The sequence below is a fragment of the Modestobacter muralis genome (assembly GCF_010682105.1).
Classification (GTDB): domain Bacteria; phylum Actinomycetota; class Actinomycetes; order Mycobacteriales; family Geodermatophilaceae; genus Modestobacter; species Modestobacter muralis.
On sequence record NZ_JAAGWH010000013.1, the window covers coordinates 158,943 to 173,800 of the forward strand.

17 protein-coding genes and 1 riboswitch are annotated in these 14,858 nt (G+C 75.6%); of the genes, 7 read left to right on the plus strand and 10 right to left on the minus strand.

Annotated features, from left to right (window positions below; genetic code table 11):
• Nucleotide 1: 1 nt before the first annotated feature.
• On the minus strand, nt 2–1,135 hold the full coding sequence (gene pdhA / locus GCU67_RS04880; RefSeq protein ID WP_163609949.1) for a pyruvate dehydrogenase (acetyl-transferring) E1 component subunit alpha: 1,134 nt from the start codon (nt 1,133–1,135) through the stop codon (nt 2–4).
• Nucleotides 1,136–1,341: 206 nt separating this feature from the next.
• Between pdhA and GCU67_RS04885 the strand changes: the two genes are divergently transcribed.
• Nucleotides 1,342–1,830 carry an Lrp/AsnC ligand binding domain-containing protein gene (locus GCU67_RS04885; RefSeq protein ID WP_163609950.1) on the plus strand — a complete coding sequence of 163 codons (489 nt, stop codon included), beginning with the start codon at nt 1,342–1,344 and terminating at the stop codon, nt 1,828–1,830.
• A 6-nt stretch (nt 1,831–1,836) separates the two neighbouring features.
• Here the strand turns inward: GCU67_RS04885 and GCU67_RS04890 are convergent, their stop codons facing one another.
• On the minus strand, nt 1,837–2,088 hold the full coding sequence (locus GCU67_RS04890; protein ID WP_163609951.1) for a DUF3253 domain-containing protein: 252 nt from the start codon (nt 2,086–2,088) through the stop codon (nt 1,837–1,839).
• Between the two features lie 78 nt (nt 2,089–2,166).
• Between GCU67_RS04890 and GCU67_RS04895 the strand changes: the two genes are divergently transcribed.
• Both GCU67_RS04895 and GCU67_RS04900 read left to right on the plus strand, forming a co-directional pair.
• Nucleotides 2,167–2,793, plus strand: a complete 627-nt coding sequence (locus GCU67_RS04895) for a hypothetical protein (protein WP_163609952.1) — start codon at nt 2,167–2,169, stop codon at nt 2,791–2,793.
• 43 nt (nt 2,794–2,836) lie between these two features.
• Nucleotides 2,837–3,355 carry a hypothetical protein gene (locus tag GCU67_RS04900; RefSeq protein WP_163609953.1) on the plus strand — a complete coding sequence of 173 codons (519 nt, stop codon included), beginning with the start codon at nt 2,837–2,839 and terminating at the stop codon, nt 3,353–3,355.
• Between the two features lie 161 nt (nt 3,356–3,516).
• Here the strand turns inward: GCU67_RS04900 and GCU67_RS04905 are convergent, their stop codons facing one another.
• From GCU67_RS04905 to GCU67_RS04920, 4 genes are all read right to left on the minus strand, one after another.
• On the minus strand, nt 3,517–4,146 hold the full coding sequence (locus GCU67_RS04905; RefSeq protein WP_338104770.1) for an aspartate/glutamate racemase family protein: 630 nt from the start codon (nt 4,144–4,146) through the stop codon (nt 3,517–3,519).
• Nucleotides 4,147–4,294: 148 nt separating this feature from the next.
• A complete protein-coding gene (locus tag GCU67_RS04910) occupies nt 4,295–5,626 on the minus strand; it encodes a serine hydrolase domain-containing protein (RefSeq protein WP_163609954.1) in 1,332 nt (443 codons plus the stop codon).
• A 9-nt stretch (nt 5,627–5,635) separates the two neighbouring features.
• Nucleotides 5,636–5,983, minus strand: coding sequence for a DUF3817 domain-containing protein (locus tag GCU67_RS04915; protein ID WP_163609955.1), 348 nt, complete (start codon nt 5,981–5,983; stop codon nt 5,636–5,638).
• Nucleotides 5,984–6,161: 178 nt separating this feature from the next.
• Entirely contained in the window at nt 6,162–7,340 is a 1,179-nt protein-coding gene (locus GCU67_RS04920; protein WP_163609956.1) for a C40 family peptidase, read from the minus strand.
• A gap of 16 nt (nt 7,341–7,356) precedes the next feature.
• Nucleotides 7,357–7,527, minus strand: a riboswitch (cyclic di-AMP (ydaO/yuaA leader).
• A gap of 152 nt (nt 7,528–7,679) precedes the next feature.
• Here GCU67_RS04920 and GCU67_RS04925 point away from each other — a divergent pair.
• From GCU67_RS04925 to GCU67_RS04935, 3 genes are read left to right on the plus strand one after another with little or no spacing between them, the layout of a single operon-like run.
• Nucleotides 7,680–8,219: a hypothetical protein gene (locus tag GCU67_RS04925; RefSeq protein ID WP_163609957.1), complete on the plus strand. Its 540-nt coding sequence runs from the start codon at nt 7,680–7,682 to the stop codon at nt 8,217–8,219.
• Nucleotides 8,220–8,227: 8 nt separating this feature from the next.
• Entirely contained in the window at nt 8,228–8,689 is a 462-nt protein-coding gene (locus tag GCU67_RS04930; RefSeq protein WP_338104771.1) for a GNAT family N-acetyltransferase, read from the plus strand.
• A 59-nt stretch (nt 8,690–8,748) separates the two neighbouring features.
• On the plus strand, nt 8,749–9,585 hold the full coding sequence (locus GCU67_RS04935; RefSeq protein ID WP_338104772.1) for a YhjD/YihY/BrkB family envelope integrity protein: 837 nt from the start codon (nt 8,749–8,751) through the stop codon (nt 9,583–9,585).
• Here GCU67_RS04935 and GCU67_RS04940 read toward each other — a convergent pair.
• On the minus strand, nt 9,575–10,429 hold the full coding sequence (locus tag GCU67_RS04940) for a PPK2 family polyphosphate kinase (RefSeq protein ID WP_163609959.1): 855 nt from the start codon (nt 10,427–10,429) through the stop codon (nt 9,575–9,577). The genes GCU67_RS04935 and GCU67_RS04940 overlap by 11 nt on opposite strands.
• A gap of 27 nt (nt 10,430–10,456) precedes the next feature.
• The gene (locus GCU67_RS04945; protein ID WP_338104773.1) at nt 10,457–12,523 is read right to left on the minus strand and encodes a HelD family protein; all 2,067 of its coding nucleotides are present in this window, start codon (nt 12,521–12,523) and stop codon (nt 10,457–10,459) included.
• Nucleotides 12,524–12,681: 158 nt separating this feature from the next.
• Between GCU67_RS04945 and GCU67_RS22695 the strand changes: the two genes are divergently transcribed.
• Complete coding sequence (locus GCU67_RS22695; protein WP_163609960.1) at nt 12,682–13,410, plus strand: DUF2382 domain-containing protein; 729 nt, start codon at nt 12,682–12,684, stop codon at nt 13,408–13,410.
• 47 nt (nt 13,411–13,457) lie between these two features.
• Here the strand turns inward: GCU67_RS22695 and GCU67_RS04955 are convergent, their stop codons facing one another.
• Both GCU67_RS04955 and GCU67_RS04960 read right to left on the minus strand, forming a co-directional pair.
• Nucleotides 13,458–14,144, minus strand: coding sequence for an alpha/beta hydrolase (locus GCU67_RS04955; protein ID WP_163609961.1), 687 nt, complete (start codon nt 14,142–14,144; stop codon nt 13,458–13,460).
• Between the two features lie 61 nt (nt 14,145–14,205).
• Nucleotides 14,206–14,832 carry an acVLRF1 family peptidyl-tRNA hydrolase gene (locus GCU67_RS04960; protein WP_163609962.1) on the minus strand — a complete coding sequence of 209 codons (627 nt, stop codon included), beginning with the start codon at nt 14,830–14,832 and terminating at the stop codon, nt 14,206–14,208.
• Nucleotides 14,833–14,858 lie beyond the last annotated feature (26 nt).

The following is a 14,858-nucleotide window of genomic DNA, read 5'->3' on the forward strand; positions in this document are numbered from 1 at the left end:
GTCAGGCCTCCTCGAACGAGGCGTGGTACGCGACGAACTCGGCCCGCTGCTGGGCGAGCTCCGGCGTCGTCTCTGCGTAGACGTGGTCGAAGATCTCCGTGCCGGCGGGATCGGGCATCTCCCGGGTGCCGGTGCGGATCCGCACGGCCAGCTCGTCGCCCTCGGCGTCCACGGCGTCGAAGAAGTCGCGGTCGGCGGCCCCGGTGCGCGCCAGGTGCGCCTTGAGCCGGGCGATCGGGTCGCGCAGCGCCCACTCCTCCAGCTCGCTGGCCAGCCGGTAGCGGCTCGGGTCGTCGGAGGTGGTGTGCGCGCCCATCCGGTAGGTGAACGCCTCGATGAAGGTCGGCCCGGAGCCCTCGCGGGCGGCGGCGAGCGCGGCCCGGGTCACGGCCAGGACGGCGAGGACGTCGTTGCCGTCGACCCGCACGCCGGGGAAGCCGAAGCCCGACGCCCGCTGGAACAGCGGCACCCGGGACTGCCGCTCGATCGGCGCGCTGATCGCGTACTGGTTGTTCTGGCAGAAGAAGACCACCGGGGCGGCGAACGTCGCCGCCCAGATCATCGCCTCGTTGACCTCGCCCTGGCTGGTCGCGCCGTCGCCGAGGAAGGCCAGGGCCGCGCCGTCCGCGCCGTCCCGCTGCATGCCCATCGCGTAGCCGGTGGCGTGCAGCGTCTGTGCGCCGATGACCACCGTGTACAGGTTGAAGCGGGTGGCCACTGGGTCCCAGCCACCCTGGTCGACGCCGCGGAACAGGCTCATCACGTGCAGCGGGTCGACGTCGCGGGTCCAGGCGACGCCGTGCTCGCGGTAGGTCGGGAAGGCCATGTCCGCAGCCGCCATCGCCCGGCCGGCCCCGACCTGCGCGGCCTCCTGGCCCTGCAGCGAGGCCCACAGCCCGAGCTCGCCCTGCCGCTGCAGTGCGGTGGCCTCGACGTCCCACCGGCGCACGAGCACGAGGTCGCGGTAGAGCGCGCGCAGCTCCTCGGCGGAGACGTCCAGGGAGTAGTCGGGGTGCTCGACGCGCTCGCCCTCGGGGGTGAGCAGCTGCACCAGGTCGGGCTGGTCGGGGAGGTGCGGGGCACCGTCCCCCGGTACCGGGTCGACCAGCTCCGTGGTCCGGGACAGCACGCTCACAGGGGTCTCTCCTCGCCGTCTCGCACCAGGGACACCGGCGATCCCGCGGTTGGGGCCGGGGCCACGCTGGTTGTGGCGCAGCTCACCATGGAAGCACACCGACCGTCCATCAGGAGAACATCCACTGGTCGATCTGCGCAACCACCGCACCCTGTGGTGCGCATCGCGCCCTTACTAGGACGTCCACGCATGCCAGACTGAGCACCGTGACCGCCCGGCTGGACGCCACCGACGCACGGCTGATCCTCGCTCTCTCCGAGGACCCCCGCTGCACGGTGCTCGCCCTGGCCCAGCAACTGGGCCTGGCCCGCAACACGGTGCAGGCCCGGCTGGCCCGGCTGGAGTCCGCCGGCGTCCTGGACCCCTTCGAGCGCCGGGTCCGCCCCGAGGCCCTGGGCTACCGGCTCGGGGCCTACATCACGGTGCAGGTGGTCCAGCGCGGCCTCGACGACGTCGCCGCGTCGCTCGCCGCGATCCCCGAGGTGCTCGAGGTGGTCGGACTGTCCGGCGTCATGGACCTGCTGGTGCAGGTGGTGGCCGTCGACGCCGACGACCTGTGGCGGATCACCGAGCAGCTGCTGGCCGTCCCCGGTGTCCAGCGCACCGACACCAACCTGGCGCTGCGGCGGTTCGTCGACCACCGGATGACCCCGCTGCTCGAACGCGCCGCCTCTACCGCCCGCCCCGGGGACTGAGCCCGCTCAGCGCGGCCGGCGGATCCGCACCGGCCCGCGGGCGGTCGCGACGTCGACCACCTCGCCGCGCTGGGTGACCTCGGCCTGACCGGCCGCCACCAGCCGGCCCGCCGCCGCGCGCGCCGCCGGCATCAGCTCCCGCCAGCCCTCGGGGTCGACCGCCCGGGCGGCCTCCGACGGGCAGATGGTGGTGCCCGGACGGCGCTGGTCGAGCAGCTCGTCGATGGTCCGCTCCAGCACCCGGTCGACGTCGTCCACACCGCGAGCCTCCCCTTCCGGACGCCGACGCGCAGCAGGTGCTGGCGCGGACACCCCCGGGAGGAGGACGCTGCCCGCGTGCGCCGCCTGGTGGTCCTCGTGCTCGGTGCGTTCGTGCTGCTGACCGCGGGCTGGGTGGTGGCCCCCGCGGCGTCGGCCTGCAGCTGCGCGCCGGCGTCGATCGCCGAGCAGGTCGAGCGCGCCGACGTCGTCTTCACCGGCACGCTCGTGTCCCGGGAGGTGCTGCACCCCGTCCCGGGGGTGGTCGGCAGCGACGACCCGGCACTGCACGTGTTCGCCGTGCAGACCCTCCTCAAGGGGACGGCGTCGGCGCTGCAGGAGGTGGTCTCCGCGGACTCCTCGGCGTCCTGCGGGCTCGCACTGGACGGGGACGGACCGTTCCTGGTCCACGCCACCGACCCGCCCGGTGGTCCGGAGGGCCGGCTGACCGCCAGCCTGTGCGGCGGCACCGCCCCCGCCGACGCGGACCTGGTCGCCGAGGTGCAGGCGCTGACCGGCGGCGCGGTGCCCGAGCAGCCGAGCGGCCCGGTCATCGGCATGGCCGAGGGCAGCTCGACGACCACCGTGGCCTGGTTGGTCGCGGGCCTCGTCGGGCTGACCGTGCTCGTCGGGGGCCTGGCCGCGCTCGCGGGGCGGCGGGCCGACCGCCGGGCACTCACCGTCGTCGTCCTGACGCGCGACTGACCTCACCGTCTGCCCGGCGTGGCGGCCCGGGTAGGCGGCGGTCATGGCTGAGCAGACCCCGATCCGGACGATAGGCACGGGCAGGCGCGGGATCAGCACGCTGGGGTGGGTGCTCCGCGGCGCGGCCGCCGGCGCGGCGGGGACGACGGCGCTCAACGCCGTCACCTACCTGGACATGACGTTCCGCGGCCGGGGCACCAGCTCCACGCCCGAGCAGACCGTCGAGGCGCTCGCCGAGAAGGTGCACGTGCAGATCCCCGGTGACGAGGAGACGCGGTCCAACCGGGTGCAGGGGCTCGGCCCGCTGACCGGCCTGGCCGCGGGCATCGGTGCCGGCGTGCTCGCCGGCCTCCTGCGTGCCGCCGGCTTCCGGCCCGCGCTGCTCGTGGGCATCGCGCAGAGCACCGTCACGGTGCTGATCGGGTCCAACGGCCCGATGACCGCCCTCGGCATCACCGACCCGCGCACCTGGTCGGCCACCGACTGGGTCAGCGACGTCGTCCCGCACCTGGCCTACGGCGCCGTCACCCACGCCACCCTCGCCGCGTTCGACCGCGACTGAGGCGTCATGGAGTCCCAGCGCAGCGTTTACCGAGCGCTGGGACTCCAGGACGCACCAGACTGACGGCGTGGACGAGATCACCACCGAGGCGGAGCTGCGCGAGCTACTGGGCGAGCCGACGCCGCGGAGCGCTACCACGGCGAGCAGTACGGGGCCGGCCTCTACCCCGCCGGCTGACCCGCCAGCGAGGCGGTGACCGCCGCCTCGACGTGCAACCGCGTGGTGGGGAAGACCGGTACCGGGCTGTCGGCCTCGCCGACGAGCAGCTCGATCTCGGTGCAGCCCAGGACCACGCCCTGCGCACCGGCGTCGACGAGCCGCCGGATCACCCCGCGGTGGACCTCACGCGACTCCTCCCGGACGACGCCCAGGCAGAGCTCGTCGTAGATGACCCGGTGCACCTCGGCCCGGTCGTCGGCCGGCGGGACGAGGACCCGCAGCCCGTGCCCGGCCAGCCGGTCGCGGTGGAGGTCCTGCTCCATCGTGAACGCGGTGCCGAGCAGCCCGACCGTGTCCAGGCCGGCAGCGGTCACCGCGTCCGCGGTGGCGTCGGCCAGGTGCAGGAGCGGGATCCCGACCGCGGCCTGCACCTGGTCGGCCACCTCGTGCATCGTGTTCGTGCAGATCAGCAGCAGCTCGGCGCCGGCGGCCTCCAGCCCCCGCGCCGCGTGGGCGAGCAGCTCGCCGGCCTGCGCCCACTCCCCGGCGACCTGCAGCCGCTCGACCTCGGCGGAGTCCAGCGAGGCGAGCACGCACCGGGCCGAGTGCAGGCCGCCCAGCCGCTCGCGCACCAGCTCGTTGGCCAGCCGGTGGTACTCGCGCTGGACTCCCAGCTCATCCCGCCCAGCATCCCGATCACCCGCTGCCGGGGCGGCGCCTCGTGGAGTCCCAGGGGTGCGTCTCCCGCGCGCTGGGACTCCACGGGCCGGGGGGACGCCGTCATGCCGGCGCCTGCCAGCCGCCGTCGTCGACCCCGCCGGGCACCGGCGCCTCGGAGTCGTAGGGGGTGCGGGTGAAGACGAAGGTGGCCAGGTCCAGGTGGTCGGGGGCGATCCGCAGGGTCTCCCCGGCGTAGTAGCCGTCCAACCCGACCCAGGTGCCGTCGGGGCGCGGGGCGAAACGGCTGGCCCGCCCACCGCGGCCGGGCAGCGGCCCGAGGTGCAGCAGCCCGCCGGCCTGGGCGCGCAGCACGTGCGGTGCCGGACCCCAGAACCAGACGCCGAGCAGGTCCAGCGGCAGCGGCGGGGCCGACGGCGTCCAGGCCTCCACCACGCGGGGCTCGGCGGCGCGCAGGTCGGCCAGCAGCCCGGGCACCAGCGGGTCCAGGCCACTGGTGGTGTTGGCCAGCGTGACCGCACCGGCCTGCTCGACCCGGTCCACGAAGACCCCGGCGAGGAACCCCGGCATCGACCCGCCGTGCCCGACCAGGGTGTGCCCGTCCACGCGGAGCACCTGCAGGCCCAGGCCGTAGGCCGACCAGCCGGGAGCGGAGGGGTCGACGCCGGCGGGCACCGTCATCTCCTCCAGCGTCGCGGGCGACAGCACGTCCCCGGTGTCGCCGAGCAGGAAGACGCCGAGCCGGGCCAGGTCCGCCAGGGTGGCCCACAGCTGCCCGGCCGCGGCCATCACCCCGGCGTCGTGCTCGGGCTCGGGCAGCACCACGTCGGCCCACGGGTGCACCGCCGACCCCGTCGCCGCGCGCCCGCTGGGCCGGGGCGTCGTCCGGGTCATGCCCAGGGGGGTGAGCACCTCGTCCCGGACGACGTCCTCCCACGGGCGCTGCCGGTGCCGGGCGACCAGCTCACCGAGGAGGCCGTAGCCGAGGTTGGAGTAGTGGAAGCGGCGGGCCGCCCCGAGGACGACGTCGTCCCCGGTCAGCCGGAGGTCCTCCAGAGTGCCGCCGGGCACCCGCTCCCACCAGCCGCCGGGGCTCTCGGACCCGGCGCCGGCCAGGTGGGACAGCAGCTGGCCGACGGTGCGGTCGCCGAGCGGGGTGCCGGGGACGTGCTGCTCGAACGGGTCGTCGAGCCCGAGCCGGCCCTCGTCGCGCAGCCGCATGACCACCAGCGCGGTGACCGTCTTGCTGATCGAGCCGAGCCGGTACTGGACGTCGTCGTGCGGCTCGGCGACCTCACCGCGGCCGGTGGACCAGGCCAGCCCGCCGTCTCGGACGACCCCGGCGAGCAGGCTGGGCGCCCGGCCGTCGCGCTGCACCCGCGCGGTGCGGGCCAGCAGGGTACGGGCGGTGGACGGGAGCACCGGTTCGGCCATGTGCGGAGGCTAGCCAGCCGAGGCGGCCCTGGTCTCCCCCACGGGCAGCCGGCCGGTGCGCTGCGCCCAGCGCTCGAACCAGACGGTGCACAGCGGCGGCACCGAGGCCACCAGGGCCAGGAGTGCCGTCTGCGGCGTCCAGCGGAGCACCCGCCAGGCCAGCAGGGCGACCCCGACGTAGACCACGAAGACGGCGCCGTGCACCGGGCCGGCCAGCTGGACACCCACCTCGGACGTCTTGAGCACCCACTTGACGAACATCCCGGCCAGCAGGAGCACCCAGGTCACCGCCTCGGCGACGGCGACGACGCGGAAGGTGCGGGCGACGGTGCGCGGGTCGGTCAGTGCGGCGGGCACGGGGCTCCTCGGGTGGTCCGGTCGGTGGCCCCCATCCTGCCCGCGGACCCTGTGCGTCTCGGCGGGCACACCCCGCACGCACGAGTGCCCCGGGCGCCGGCTGGCGACCGGGGCACTCGTGCCGGCCTCGTCCAGGGGCTCGCCCGAGCTCGCGGGGCGAGGAGGACGAGGCCCTCGGTCAGCCGAGGCGGCGCATGGCGGTGATGGCACCGACCGCGTCGATGCTGGAGACCTTGACCACGTCACCGGACGTCGGCGCGTGCACCATCTGCCCGTCCCCGATGTAGATGCCGATGTGGTAGACGGGACTGCCGTAGGCCACGAGGTCACCCGGCTGCAGATCGCCGCGAGAGACGGCCCGCCCCGAGGCGGCCTGCAGCCGGCTGGAGTGCGGCAGCGAGACGCCGGCGGCGGCGTAGGCGTAGGCGACCAGACCTGAGCAGTCGAACGAGTCCGGACCAGCGGCAGCCCACACGTAGGGGTCACCACGCTGGGCCATCGCCGCATCGACAGCGGCCTGGACGGCGTTGCCGCCGACGGCAACGGGTGCCGGAGCAGCAGCCGCGACTGGGGCCGCAGGCGGAGCAGCGGACCGGGTCGCCCGGGAAGCCGCCGGGGCAGGCCGCTCGACGGTCGCACTGGACGAGGCAGCACTGGACGCGCTGGGCTCGGCTCGGGTTGCCGCCTCCTCGCGGGCTGCGGCTGCGGCTGCGCCGGCTGCGTGCTGCTCAGCGAGCTGGCGGGCCCGCTCGCGCTCCTCGGCGCTCAGCCGCTCGAGGTCGGCCTTGTACCGGTCGATCTCGGACTGCAGCTCCGCCTGCTGACGGGCCACCTCCTCGACCTGCGCCTGCGCGGTGGCGGCGGCGGCGTCGGCGGCGGCCTTGGCCTGCGCGGCTGTCTGGGTGGCCTGCTCGGCCGCCCCGAGGACCTCGTTGTTGTGGTCGGCGATGGTGTCCAGCGTGCCGACGCGGTCGATCATCTCCTCGGCGGAGGTGCTGGTCAGCATGGCCTGGAGGGTGTCCAGCCGGTCGCCGGTGTAGGCGCTGCGCGCCACCTCGGTGACCTTCTCGCGGGCGGTGCCCACCGCGGCGTCGGCGGCGCCGACCGCGGCAGCGGCCTGGGCGGCGGCGGCCTGCTGGTCGGACAGCTGCACACGGGCGTCGTTGAAGTGCTCGGTGACGACCTCGAGGTCGTGACCACGGGCGGCGACCAGGGCCGCGGCCTCCTCCGAGCTGGCCGGCGTTTCAGGCGCGGCCCACGCGGGAAGAGAGGTGAGGGAGACGACACCGGCGGCGGCCAGCGCGATCAGGACGGCCGCCGTGGAACGGCGGCGGGCAGAGCTGAGCGAACTCGCCATGTGAGGCGGGTGTTTCCCTTCTTCCACTCGCCGCCTACCGAGTTAGCTGACGGGTTCGGGCGGGAAGACGCCCGGCACCACACGGCCCGTACGGGTCGCGCGGAGCTTCACCCCAGTGCTGCGGTGGGTCCCCGGTCCACTGGCCCGCAGTGCTGCACGGGCCGCTGTGGTTCGGCGGCGGTCCAGGCGGTCGCTCCCCGGGAGGGGGCTGAGGTGCCCGTCCGGACCGCCGCCCACCGTAAGCGTGTGATCGGGAGATGACAAACGGTCGGGCGCAATTTGTGCAGAAACTCCTGGCGTGTGCCAGGACACGCTCACCGAGCGTGACAGGCTCGCCGGATGTGGGGCCTGGGACGGCGCGAGTTCAGCCTCGTGCTGCTGCGCCGGATGGCCGATCTGCGGCCTGACCTGGTCACCGACGCCCTGCCCCGGCTGTCCGCCGACCGCGCGGAGGCCCGCGCGGCGCACCGCCGTTGGCAGGCGCTGCAGCACTCGGCGACGGGCCCGCACGGCGTGTCGCGGTACGCCACCGTCCTCGGTCCGGCCGACGAGTGTGAGGAGCGCCGCTGGGGTGAGGTGTCCCTCACCGTCCGGCGGTGGCCGCTGCCGCTGTGGCCGCACCTGCGCTGGGAGGTGGTCTCCGTGCCCGGCGGACCGCTGCTGACCGAGCAGCTCGTGCGGGCGGCGGGCTCGCCGGTGCCCGCGGCCGCCCCGGACGACCTGCGGGTGTGGGAGCACGTGGTGGGCGACGTCGCCGTGCTGCCCGGCGCCCGGGAGGTCGACCCCGGCGTCACCAGCCGCTGGGAGGTCACCGTCGGCCCGGTGCGGGCGCAGTTCGTCTGGGGGCTGTTGCAGGAGGTCCACCCCGGCCCGCCATGATCGGTGTCGTGCCGAGCCTCTCCCCCGCTGCCTGGGACGACCCGGTCGTGCAGCAGCTCACCACCGCCCAGCAGGACGAGCTGCGGACCCGCTACGAGGGCAAGGGCGAGCCCGGCGTCCACCCGTCGGCCGACGACGTCGCCGTCGTCCTGGTCGCCCGGGACGACGACGGGTCGCCGGTGGGCTGCGGCGCGCTGCGGGCGCTGGAGCCGGGCGCGGCCGAGGTCAAGCGGATGTACGTCGTCCCCGCCGCCCGGGGCCGCGGGGTGTCCCGGCTGGTGCTGGCCGGGCTGGAGGCCGAGGCGCTCGCCCGCGGCTGGACCACGCTGCGGCTGGAGACCGGCCCCCGCCAGCCGGAGGCGATCGGGCTGTACACGGCGGCCGGCTACGTGCCGGTCGGCGCCTTCGGCCACTACGTCGGCGACCAGGACGCCACGCACTCCCTCTTCTTCGCCCGCGACCTGACCTGAGCGCGGACTCACAGCCGCCTTGGCGGGCGGTACCGGCCCGCACCTGGTCACATGGTCGCGTGCAGGTGGCGAGAGAGGCGCGCGGCCTGCTGGCGACGATGCGGGAGCGGCTGCGCGGCCGGGACACCGCGTTGATCGCCGCCGGGCTGACCTTCTACGCCGGCATCGCCGTCGTCCCGGCGCTCGTGCTCTCGCTGGGCCTGACCAGCTGGGTCGCCGGCACCGACCAGGTGCGCACCCTCACCGGTGAGCTGGCGTCGGTGCTGCCGGCCGAGCTGGGCGCCCCCGCCGCGGTCGCCCGGCTCGCCGAGGCCGGCACCGGGCTGAGCGTCCTCGGCGCGGTGCTCACGCTGCTGCCCATCTCCCTCTACGGCGAGGGGGTGCGCCGGGCGCTGCTGCGCTTCAGCCCCGCGCACGACCGGTTCACCGCCTGGCGCGGCCGGCTGGCGTCGCTGCCGCTGCTGGTGCTGGCGCCGCTGCTCCTCTACCCGCTGCTCCTGGTCGGGCGGCTGCTGGCCCGGCTCTCCGAGACCCCCGGGTTCGGTGCGACCCTCGGCGGCTTCTCGGCCGGCTACTACTCGGTGCTGTTCGCCCTGACCCTGCCGCTGGTGTGGGTGTTCCGGGTGGTCGCGGCCGGGCGGCTGCGCTGGCGGGCGGTCCTGGTCGGCGCGCTGTTCACGGCCGGCTCGCTGTCGGGGTTCCTGCAGGGCTTCGTGCTCTTCCTGGCCCTTCCGCTGGACCTCGGCGCCCCCTTCGGCGGGCTGACCGTCGTCGGCGGGGTGGTCGCCGTCGGCTTCTGGCTGTTCATGCTGCAGTTCGTGCTCATCGCCGGGTGGCTGTTCACCGAGGCGATCGACGAACGGCTGCGCCGGGGAGCGCCCGCGCTCAGTCGCTGAGCGGGTGCTCCTCGATCAGCCGGTCGCGCTGCTCGGCCACGTCGTAGGAGGGCTCGGGCAGCCGCGGGTCCAGGTCGGTGAGGGTCTCCAGCAGCAGCCGGCCCACCGCCCAGTTGCGGTACCACTTGCGGTCGGCCGGGACGACGTACCAGGGCGCGGCGTCGGTGCTGGTGCGCTCCAGGACCGTCTCGTACGCGCGCTGGTAGTCCGGCCACAGGGCGCGGTCGTCGAGGTCGGACGGGTCGAACTTCCAGCGCTTGGCGGAGTCGTCGAGCCGGGCGAGCAGGCGCTGCTTCTGCTCCCACGGGGAGATGTGCAGCAGCACCTTGACCAGGGTCACGCCGTCGTCGACGAGGTGCTGCTCGAACCGCACGATCTCGCGGTACCGCCGCTCGACCACCGGCGGCGGGGCCAGCTGCCGCACCCGGCCGGCCAGCACGTCCTCGTAGTGCGAGCGGTCGAACACGCCCAGCATCCCGGGCCAGGGGACGGCGCGCCGCACCCGCCAGAGGAACCCGTGGCGCAGCTCCTCCGGCGTCGGCCGGCCGAAGCCGGTGACCGCGACGCCCTGCGGCTGGACCGCGCCCACGACGTGCCGGACGACGCCGCCCTTGCCGCTGGTGTCCATGCCCTGCAGCACGAGCAGCACCCGCCGCCGTCCGCCGGTGACGCCCTCGGCGTAGAGCCGCTCCTGCAGCTCTGCCAGCCGGCGTCCCTCGGCGACGGCCACCTCCCGGGTGTGCTCCTTCTCCCCCGGCACCAGCGGGGTCGACCGCGGGTCGATCTCGCGCAGCCGGACGGGGGCCGCAGGAGCACGCAGCGTCTCGCGCAGGGAGGGGGCCATCCCCTGAGCCTAGGGACGCCGGGCTGCTCAGCCGGCGAGCTGGTCGGGCAGCGGCTCGCGGTGCAGGACGACGAGGCTGCTCACCGCCCGGGTGAGGACGACGTAGAGCCGGTGCAGCCCGCGCGGCTCGGCGGCCACGATCGCGGCGGGCTCGACCACCACCACGTGGTCGAACTCCAGGCCCTTGACCAGCGTCGCCGGCACCACCGCGACCCGGGCGGGCTCCGAGCCGTCGTCGGAGAGCGCGGCGACGTCCAGCCCGGCGGCGGTCAGCAGCGCGACGACGTGCGGCACCGCGGCGTCGGCGCAGACCACGCCGGTCGAGCCCTCCGTCGTCGCCAGCTCGGACACCACGGACGCCAGCGGTCCGGCGAGGGTGGTGACCGGCCGCAGCCGCAGGGCGCCGGGGTCCCGGCGGACGGCGGTCGCCGCGCCCAGCCCCGGCGCGATCGTCGGCAGCAGCCGGTTGGCGAGGTCCAGCACCTCCCCGGGCACCCGGTAGCCCCGGGTCAGCGGGCGCACCGTGGTCTCCGGGCGGCCCAGGGTGGCCAGCGTCTGCGCCCAGTCCTGCGCCGCCCACGGGCTGGTGGCCTGGGCCAGGTCACCGAGCACGGTCAGCGACCCGGCACCCAGCCGGCGGGCGACCGCGCGGCACTCCATCGGGGAGAGGTCCTGGGCCTCGTCGACCATCACGTGCCCGTAGCCGGGGGTCCGCTCGAGCATCCCGGCGACCTCGTCGACCAGGACGGCGTCGGCCGGCGTCCACCGGGCGCTCTTCACCGACCGGGGCAGCACGGGCCAGTGCAGCAGCGCCTGCTCCTCCTCGGTGAGCACGCCGCGCGCGGCCCGGGCCAGCACCTCGGGGTCGGAGAACAGCGAGGCGACCAGCCCTGCGGCGTCCACGGCCGGCCAGACGGCGTCGCAGAAGGCGCGCACCTCGGCGCTCCGGGCGCACCGGCGGGTCTCGGCGTCGGTGGGGCTGCCGCCGCCGGCCTCCTTGAGCCGGCGCGCGTACTCGGCCAGCGACATCGCCAGCCGCTCCCGGCCGGCGGCGTAGTGCACCAGCTGGGCGGCGTCGACCCCGCTGGTGCCGGCCCGGCGCAGGTCGTCGACGAACCGCTTGAGCCGCTCCTCACCGATCCGGTACTTCTTCCCGGAGAGGCTGACCTGCACCGAGTCCACCGGCTTGCGGATCCCGCTCCACAGCGCCCGGCGCAGCACCTCGGCCATCCGCGGGTCGCCCTTGAGGACGGCGACGTCCGGGGCGTCCTGCGTGCGGACGGTCACCCGGGCGGTCAGGTCGGCGACGGTGGCCTGGTCGACCTCGACCTCCCCGAGCGCGGGGAGCACCTGCTCGATGTAGCGCAGGAACGCCTTGTTCGGACCGACGACGAGCACGCCGGTGCGGGCCAGCTGGTCGCCGTGCGTGTAGAGCAGGTAGGCGGCCCGGTGCAGGCCGACGGCGGTCTTGCCCGTGCCGGGCGCGCCCTGGACGCAGATCGACTCGGTCAGCGGCGCCCGGACGATGTCGTCCTGGTCGGGCTGGATGGTGGCGACGATGTCGCGCATCGGGCCGCTGCGCGGGCGCTCGATCTCCGCCCGCAGCAGCTCACCGGCACCGCCGTCGTCCTCGCCCTCGGCCAGCCGCTCGTCCTCGTAGCTGGTGAGCTCGCCGGCGGCGAAGCCGAACCGGCGACGGCGGGCCACGCCCTGGGGGTCGGCGGCGCTGGCCTGGTAGAACGGCCGGCTCATCGGCGCCCGCCAGTCGATGACCACGGGGTCGCCGGCGTCGTCGCGGACGTGCCGCCGGCCGATGTGGAAGGTCTCCGGCGCCCCGTCCGGCCCGGCCTCGGCGGTGCCGTCGGTGCGGCCGAAGAACACCGGCACACCCGGGTCGGCGGCCAGGGAGAGCAGCCGCTGGGCGCGGGCGGCGCCGAGGCGCTCGGAGGCCCAGGCGTCGACGCCGGCGTCGGTCACCGACACCGCCGCGGTGCGCATCCGGCCGAGGCAGACGGCCGCGCGGGCGAGGTGTGCGCGCTCGGCGGCGAGGACGGGATCGGGGGCGGTGGTCTCGGGTGCGGCGGAGGGAGACACGGTCGCAGGACGGTACGCCGCGAGGCGGTGACGATCCGCCGCCGACGCGCCCGGGGATGTGTAGACGGGGTGTTTCCGGATCAATCACAGGCATGACCAGTGACCCGACTCAGCCCCCAGTCATCGGGGCCACCGCAGACGACCGGGACGGACGACCGGTGGGCACGATCACCACGGTCTTCCTCGACGACGTGACCGGTCAGCCCACGTGGGTGGGCCTGACCAGCGGTCAGCACGCCGCCCCGCAGAGCGACGAGGTGCCGGTGATCGCGCCGGTCACCGGCAGCGCGCTGTCCGACGGTCGGCTGCGGCTGACCGTCTCCGCCGACGCGGTGCAGTCCGCGCCCCGGATCGCCCAGCCCGACCGGCTCACCCCGGCCGAGGAGACGATGCTGCGCGAGCACTACAGCGGCACGTCTGCCCGGGGCACGTCCGCAGGGCTCACCCACGACACGACCCAGCAGCCGCCGCGCACCGCCGTCGGCACCCTCGACGACACCGGCATGACCCTCTCCGAGGAGCAGATCCGGGTCGACACGGTCGTCGAGCCGTGGACCCGGGCGGTGCTGCGGATCGAGGAGTTCACCGAGGAGGTCATGGTCCCGGTGACGGTCACCCGCCAGCGCGCCCGGATCGACCACCTCCCGATCACGACGCACACCGGGGGCACGAACGGCGGCCTGACCGACGGCGCCGTCGGCGGCCGCGACCGCTCGACGAGCAGCACCGGCTGGGTGACCCTCTACACCGAGGAGCCCAGGGTCACCGTCGAGCGGGTGCCGTCCGAGCGGGTGCGGCTGGCCACCTCGTGGGTCACCGAGGACACCGTCGTGACCGACGAGGTGCGCCGCGAGCGGGTCGAGCTCACCACCACCGACACCGTCTGACCCGGCGGCGTCCCCCGGGGCCCGGCCACCACCGGGCCCCGGGGCGGTCACCCCTCGGTGCGGTCGCCGAGCCACCAGTCCAGCGCCGTGGTGACCAGGTCCGGGGTCACGACGTGGCCGCCGTCGAACTCGTGCCAGCGGACGTCGTAGCCGTCGTCCCGCAACTGCGCGGCGACCCGGCGCCCGCAGCGGTCGATCGGGAGCACGCGGTCGTCGGTGCCGTGGCCGATCCAGAAGTGCGGCCGGCCGAACCGGCCCGGGGCGGCGACGAAGCCCGGGGAGAAGGCGAGCACCGTGTCGGCCAGGTCGCCGTTGGCCACCCCCAGGCTCAGCGCGTAGGACGCGCCGTCGGAGAACCCGCCGAGCGCGACCCGGCTGATCGCGCAGCCGGCGAACACCGCGTCCAGGGCGGCGTCCAGGACGGCGACGTCCCGGCCCAGCCCGCCGTGGACCAGGTCCCAGGTGGCGGCGGCCGACGTCGGCGCGAGCACCAGCACCCCGCGGGCGGCGGCCAGGTCGCCGACGGCCCGCAGCGCGTCCTCGGCCGAGCCGCCGGCGCCGTGCAGGAAGACCAGCAACGGCCGGGGCGCGGCGTCACCTGGCGGGACGGCGAGCAGCGCCTCCGCCCCGGGCCCCAGGTCGAGGCGGGTCACGCCGGGCGGGGGCGGCGCCGCGGTGCGGACGTCGTGCGGACGACTGTCGAGGCGGCCGTCCGCCGCGCGGGAGGTGGACATGCCCCTCCCCTACCCCGTTCACGGAGTCCCAGCGCTGCGTTCCCGGCGCGCTGGGACTCCACTACGTGCGGTCAGCCGGCTCGACGACGTGCACGCGGACGGCGCGGAACTGGCCCGGGGTCTCCAGCAGCACCGCCTTGGTGGGCTCACCGACGTCCAGGGCGGGCAGCTGGGGCAGGGCGGCCAGCGGGCGCAGCCGCGGGTCGGAGAGCACCTCGGCGACCATCCCGCGGTCCCCGCCGGTCGCCAGCCCGACGGTGGCCGCAGCGTGCGGCAGCAGCACCCGCGCGGCGGTCTCCACGGTGTGGCTGACGACGGCGTCGGCCTGGTTGCCCCGGCGTCGGGCGAACCGCTGCTGCGACTGGCCTCCCGCGGCCGTGCGGCCCTGCACCTGCCGGGCGTCGACCTTGGACACGACCAGCTCCGCCCCGTCGAACACCCCGACCGCCCACCGCCCACGCCGGACGAGCAGGACCGCGGTGCGCCGGGGCACCAGCGCGGCCGCGGTGAAGGTGGTGAGCGGGGCGGGGCCGGGCGTCCAGCCGTAGGGGGCGGTCAACCGCACCGTCGTGGTGTCCGCGCAGGTCAGCGCCAGCTCCTCCCCGTCCACCTGGACGTCGAAGGCCCCGTGCCGGTCGGCCACGCCGTCCAGCCACCGGCCCAGCCGCTCCGGGACGACGCCGAGCACGCGTCCTCCGCCGGCGGCGGGCTGCG

Excerpts from the sequence above, each read along its gene's own strand:
- GCU67_RS04900 (WP_163609953.1), top strand. The coding sequence starts at position 2,837 with ATGGCTGAGCAGACCCCGATCCGGACGATAGGCACGGGCAGGCGCGGG.
- GCU67_RS04910 (WP_163609954.1), bottom strand. The coding sequence starts at position 5,626 with ATGGCCGAACCGGTGCTCCCGTCCACCGCCCGTACCCTGCTGGCCCGC.
- GCU67_RS04920 (WP_163609956.1), bottom strand. The coding sequence starts at position 7,340 with ATGGCGAGTTCGCTCAGCTCTGCCCGCCGCCGTTCCACGGCGGCCGTC.
- GCU67_RS04925 (WP_163609957.1), top strand. The coding sequence starts at position 7,680 with ATGTGGGGCCTGGGACGGCGCGAGTTCAGCCTCGTGCTGCTGCGCCGG.
- GCU67_RS04940 (WP_163609959.1), bottom strand. The coding sequence starts at position 10,429 with ATGGCCCCCTCCCTGCGCGAGACGCTGCGTGCTCCTGCGGCCCCCGTC.
- GCU67_RS04955 (WP_163609961.1), bottom strand. The coding sequence starts at position 14,144 with ATGTCCACCTCCCGCGCGGCGGACGGCCGCCTCGACAGTCGTCCGCAC.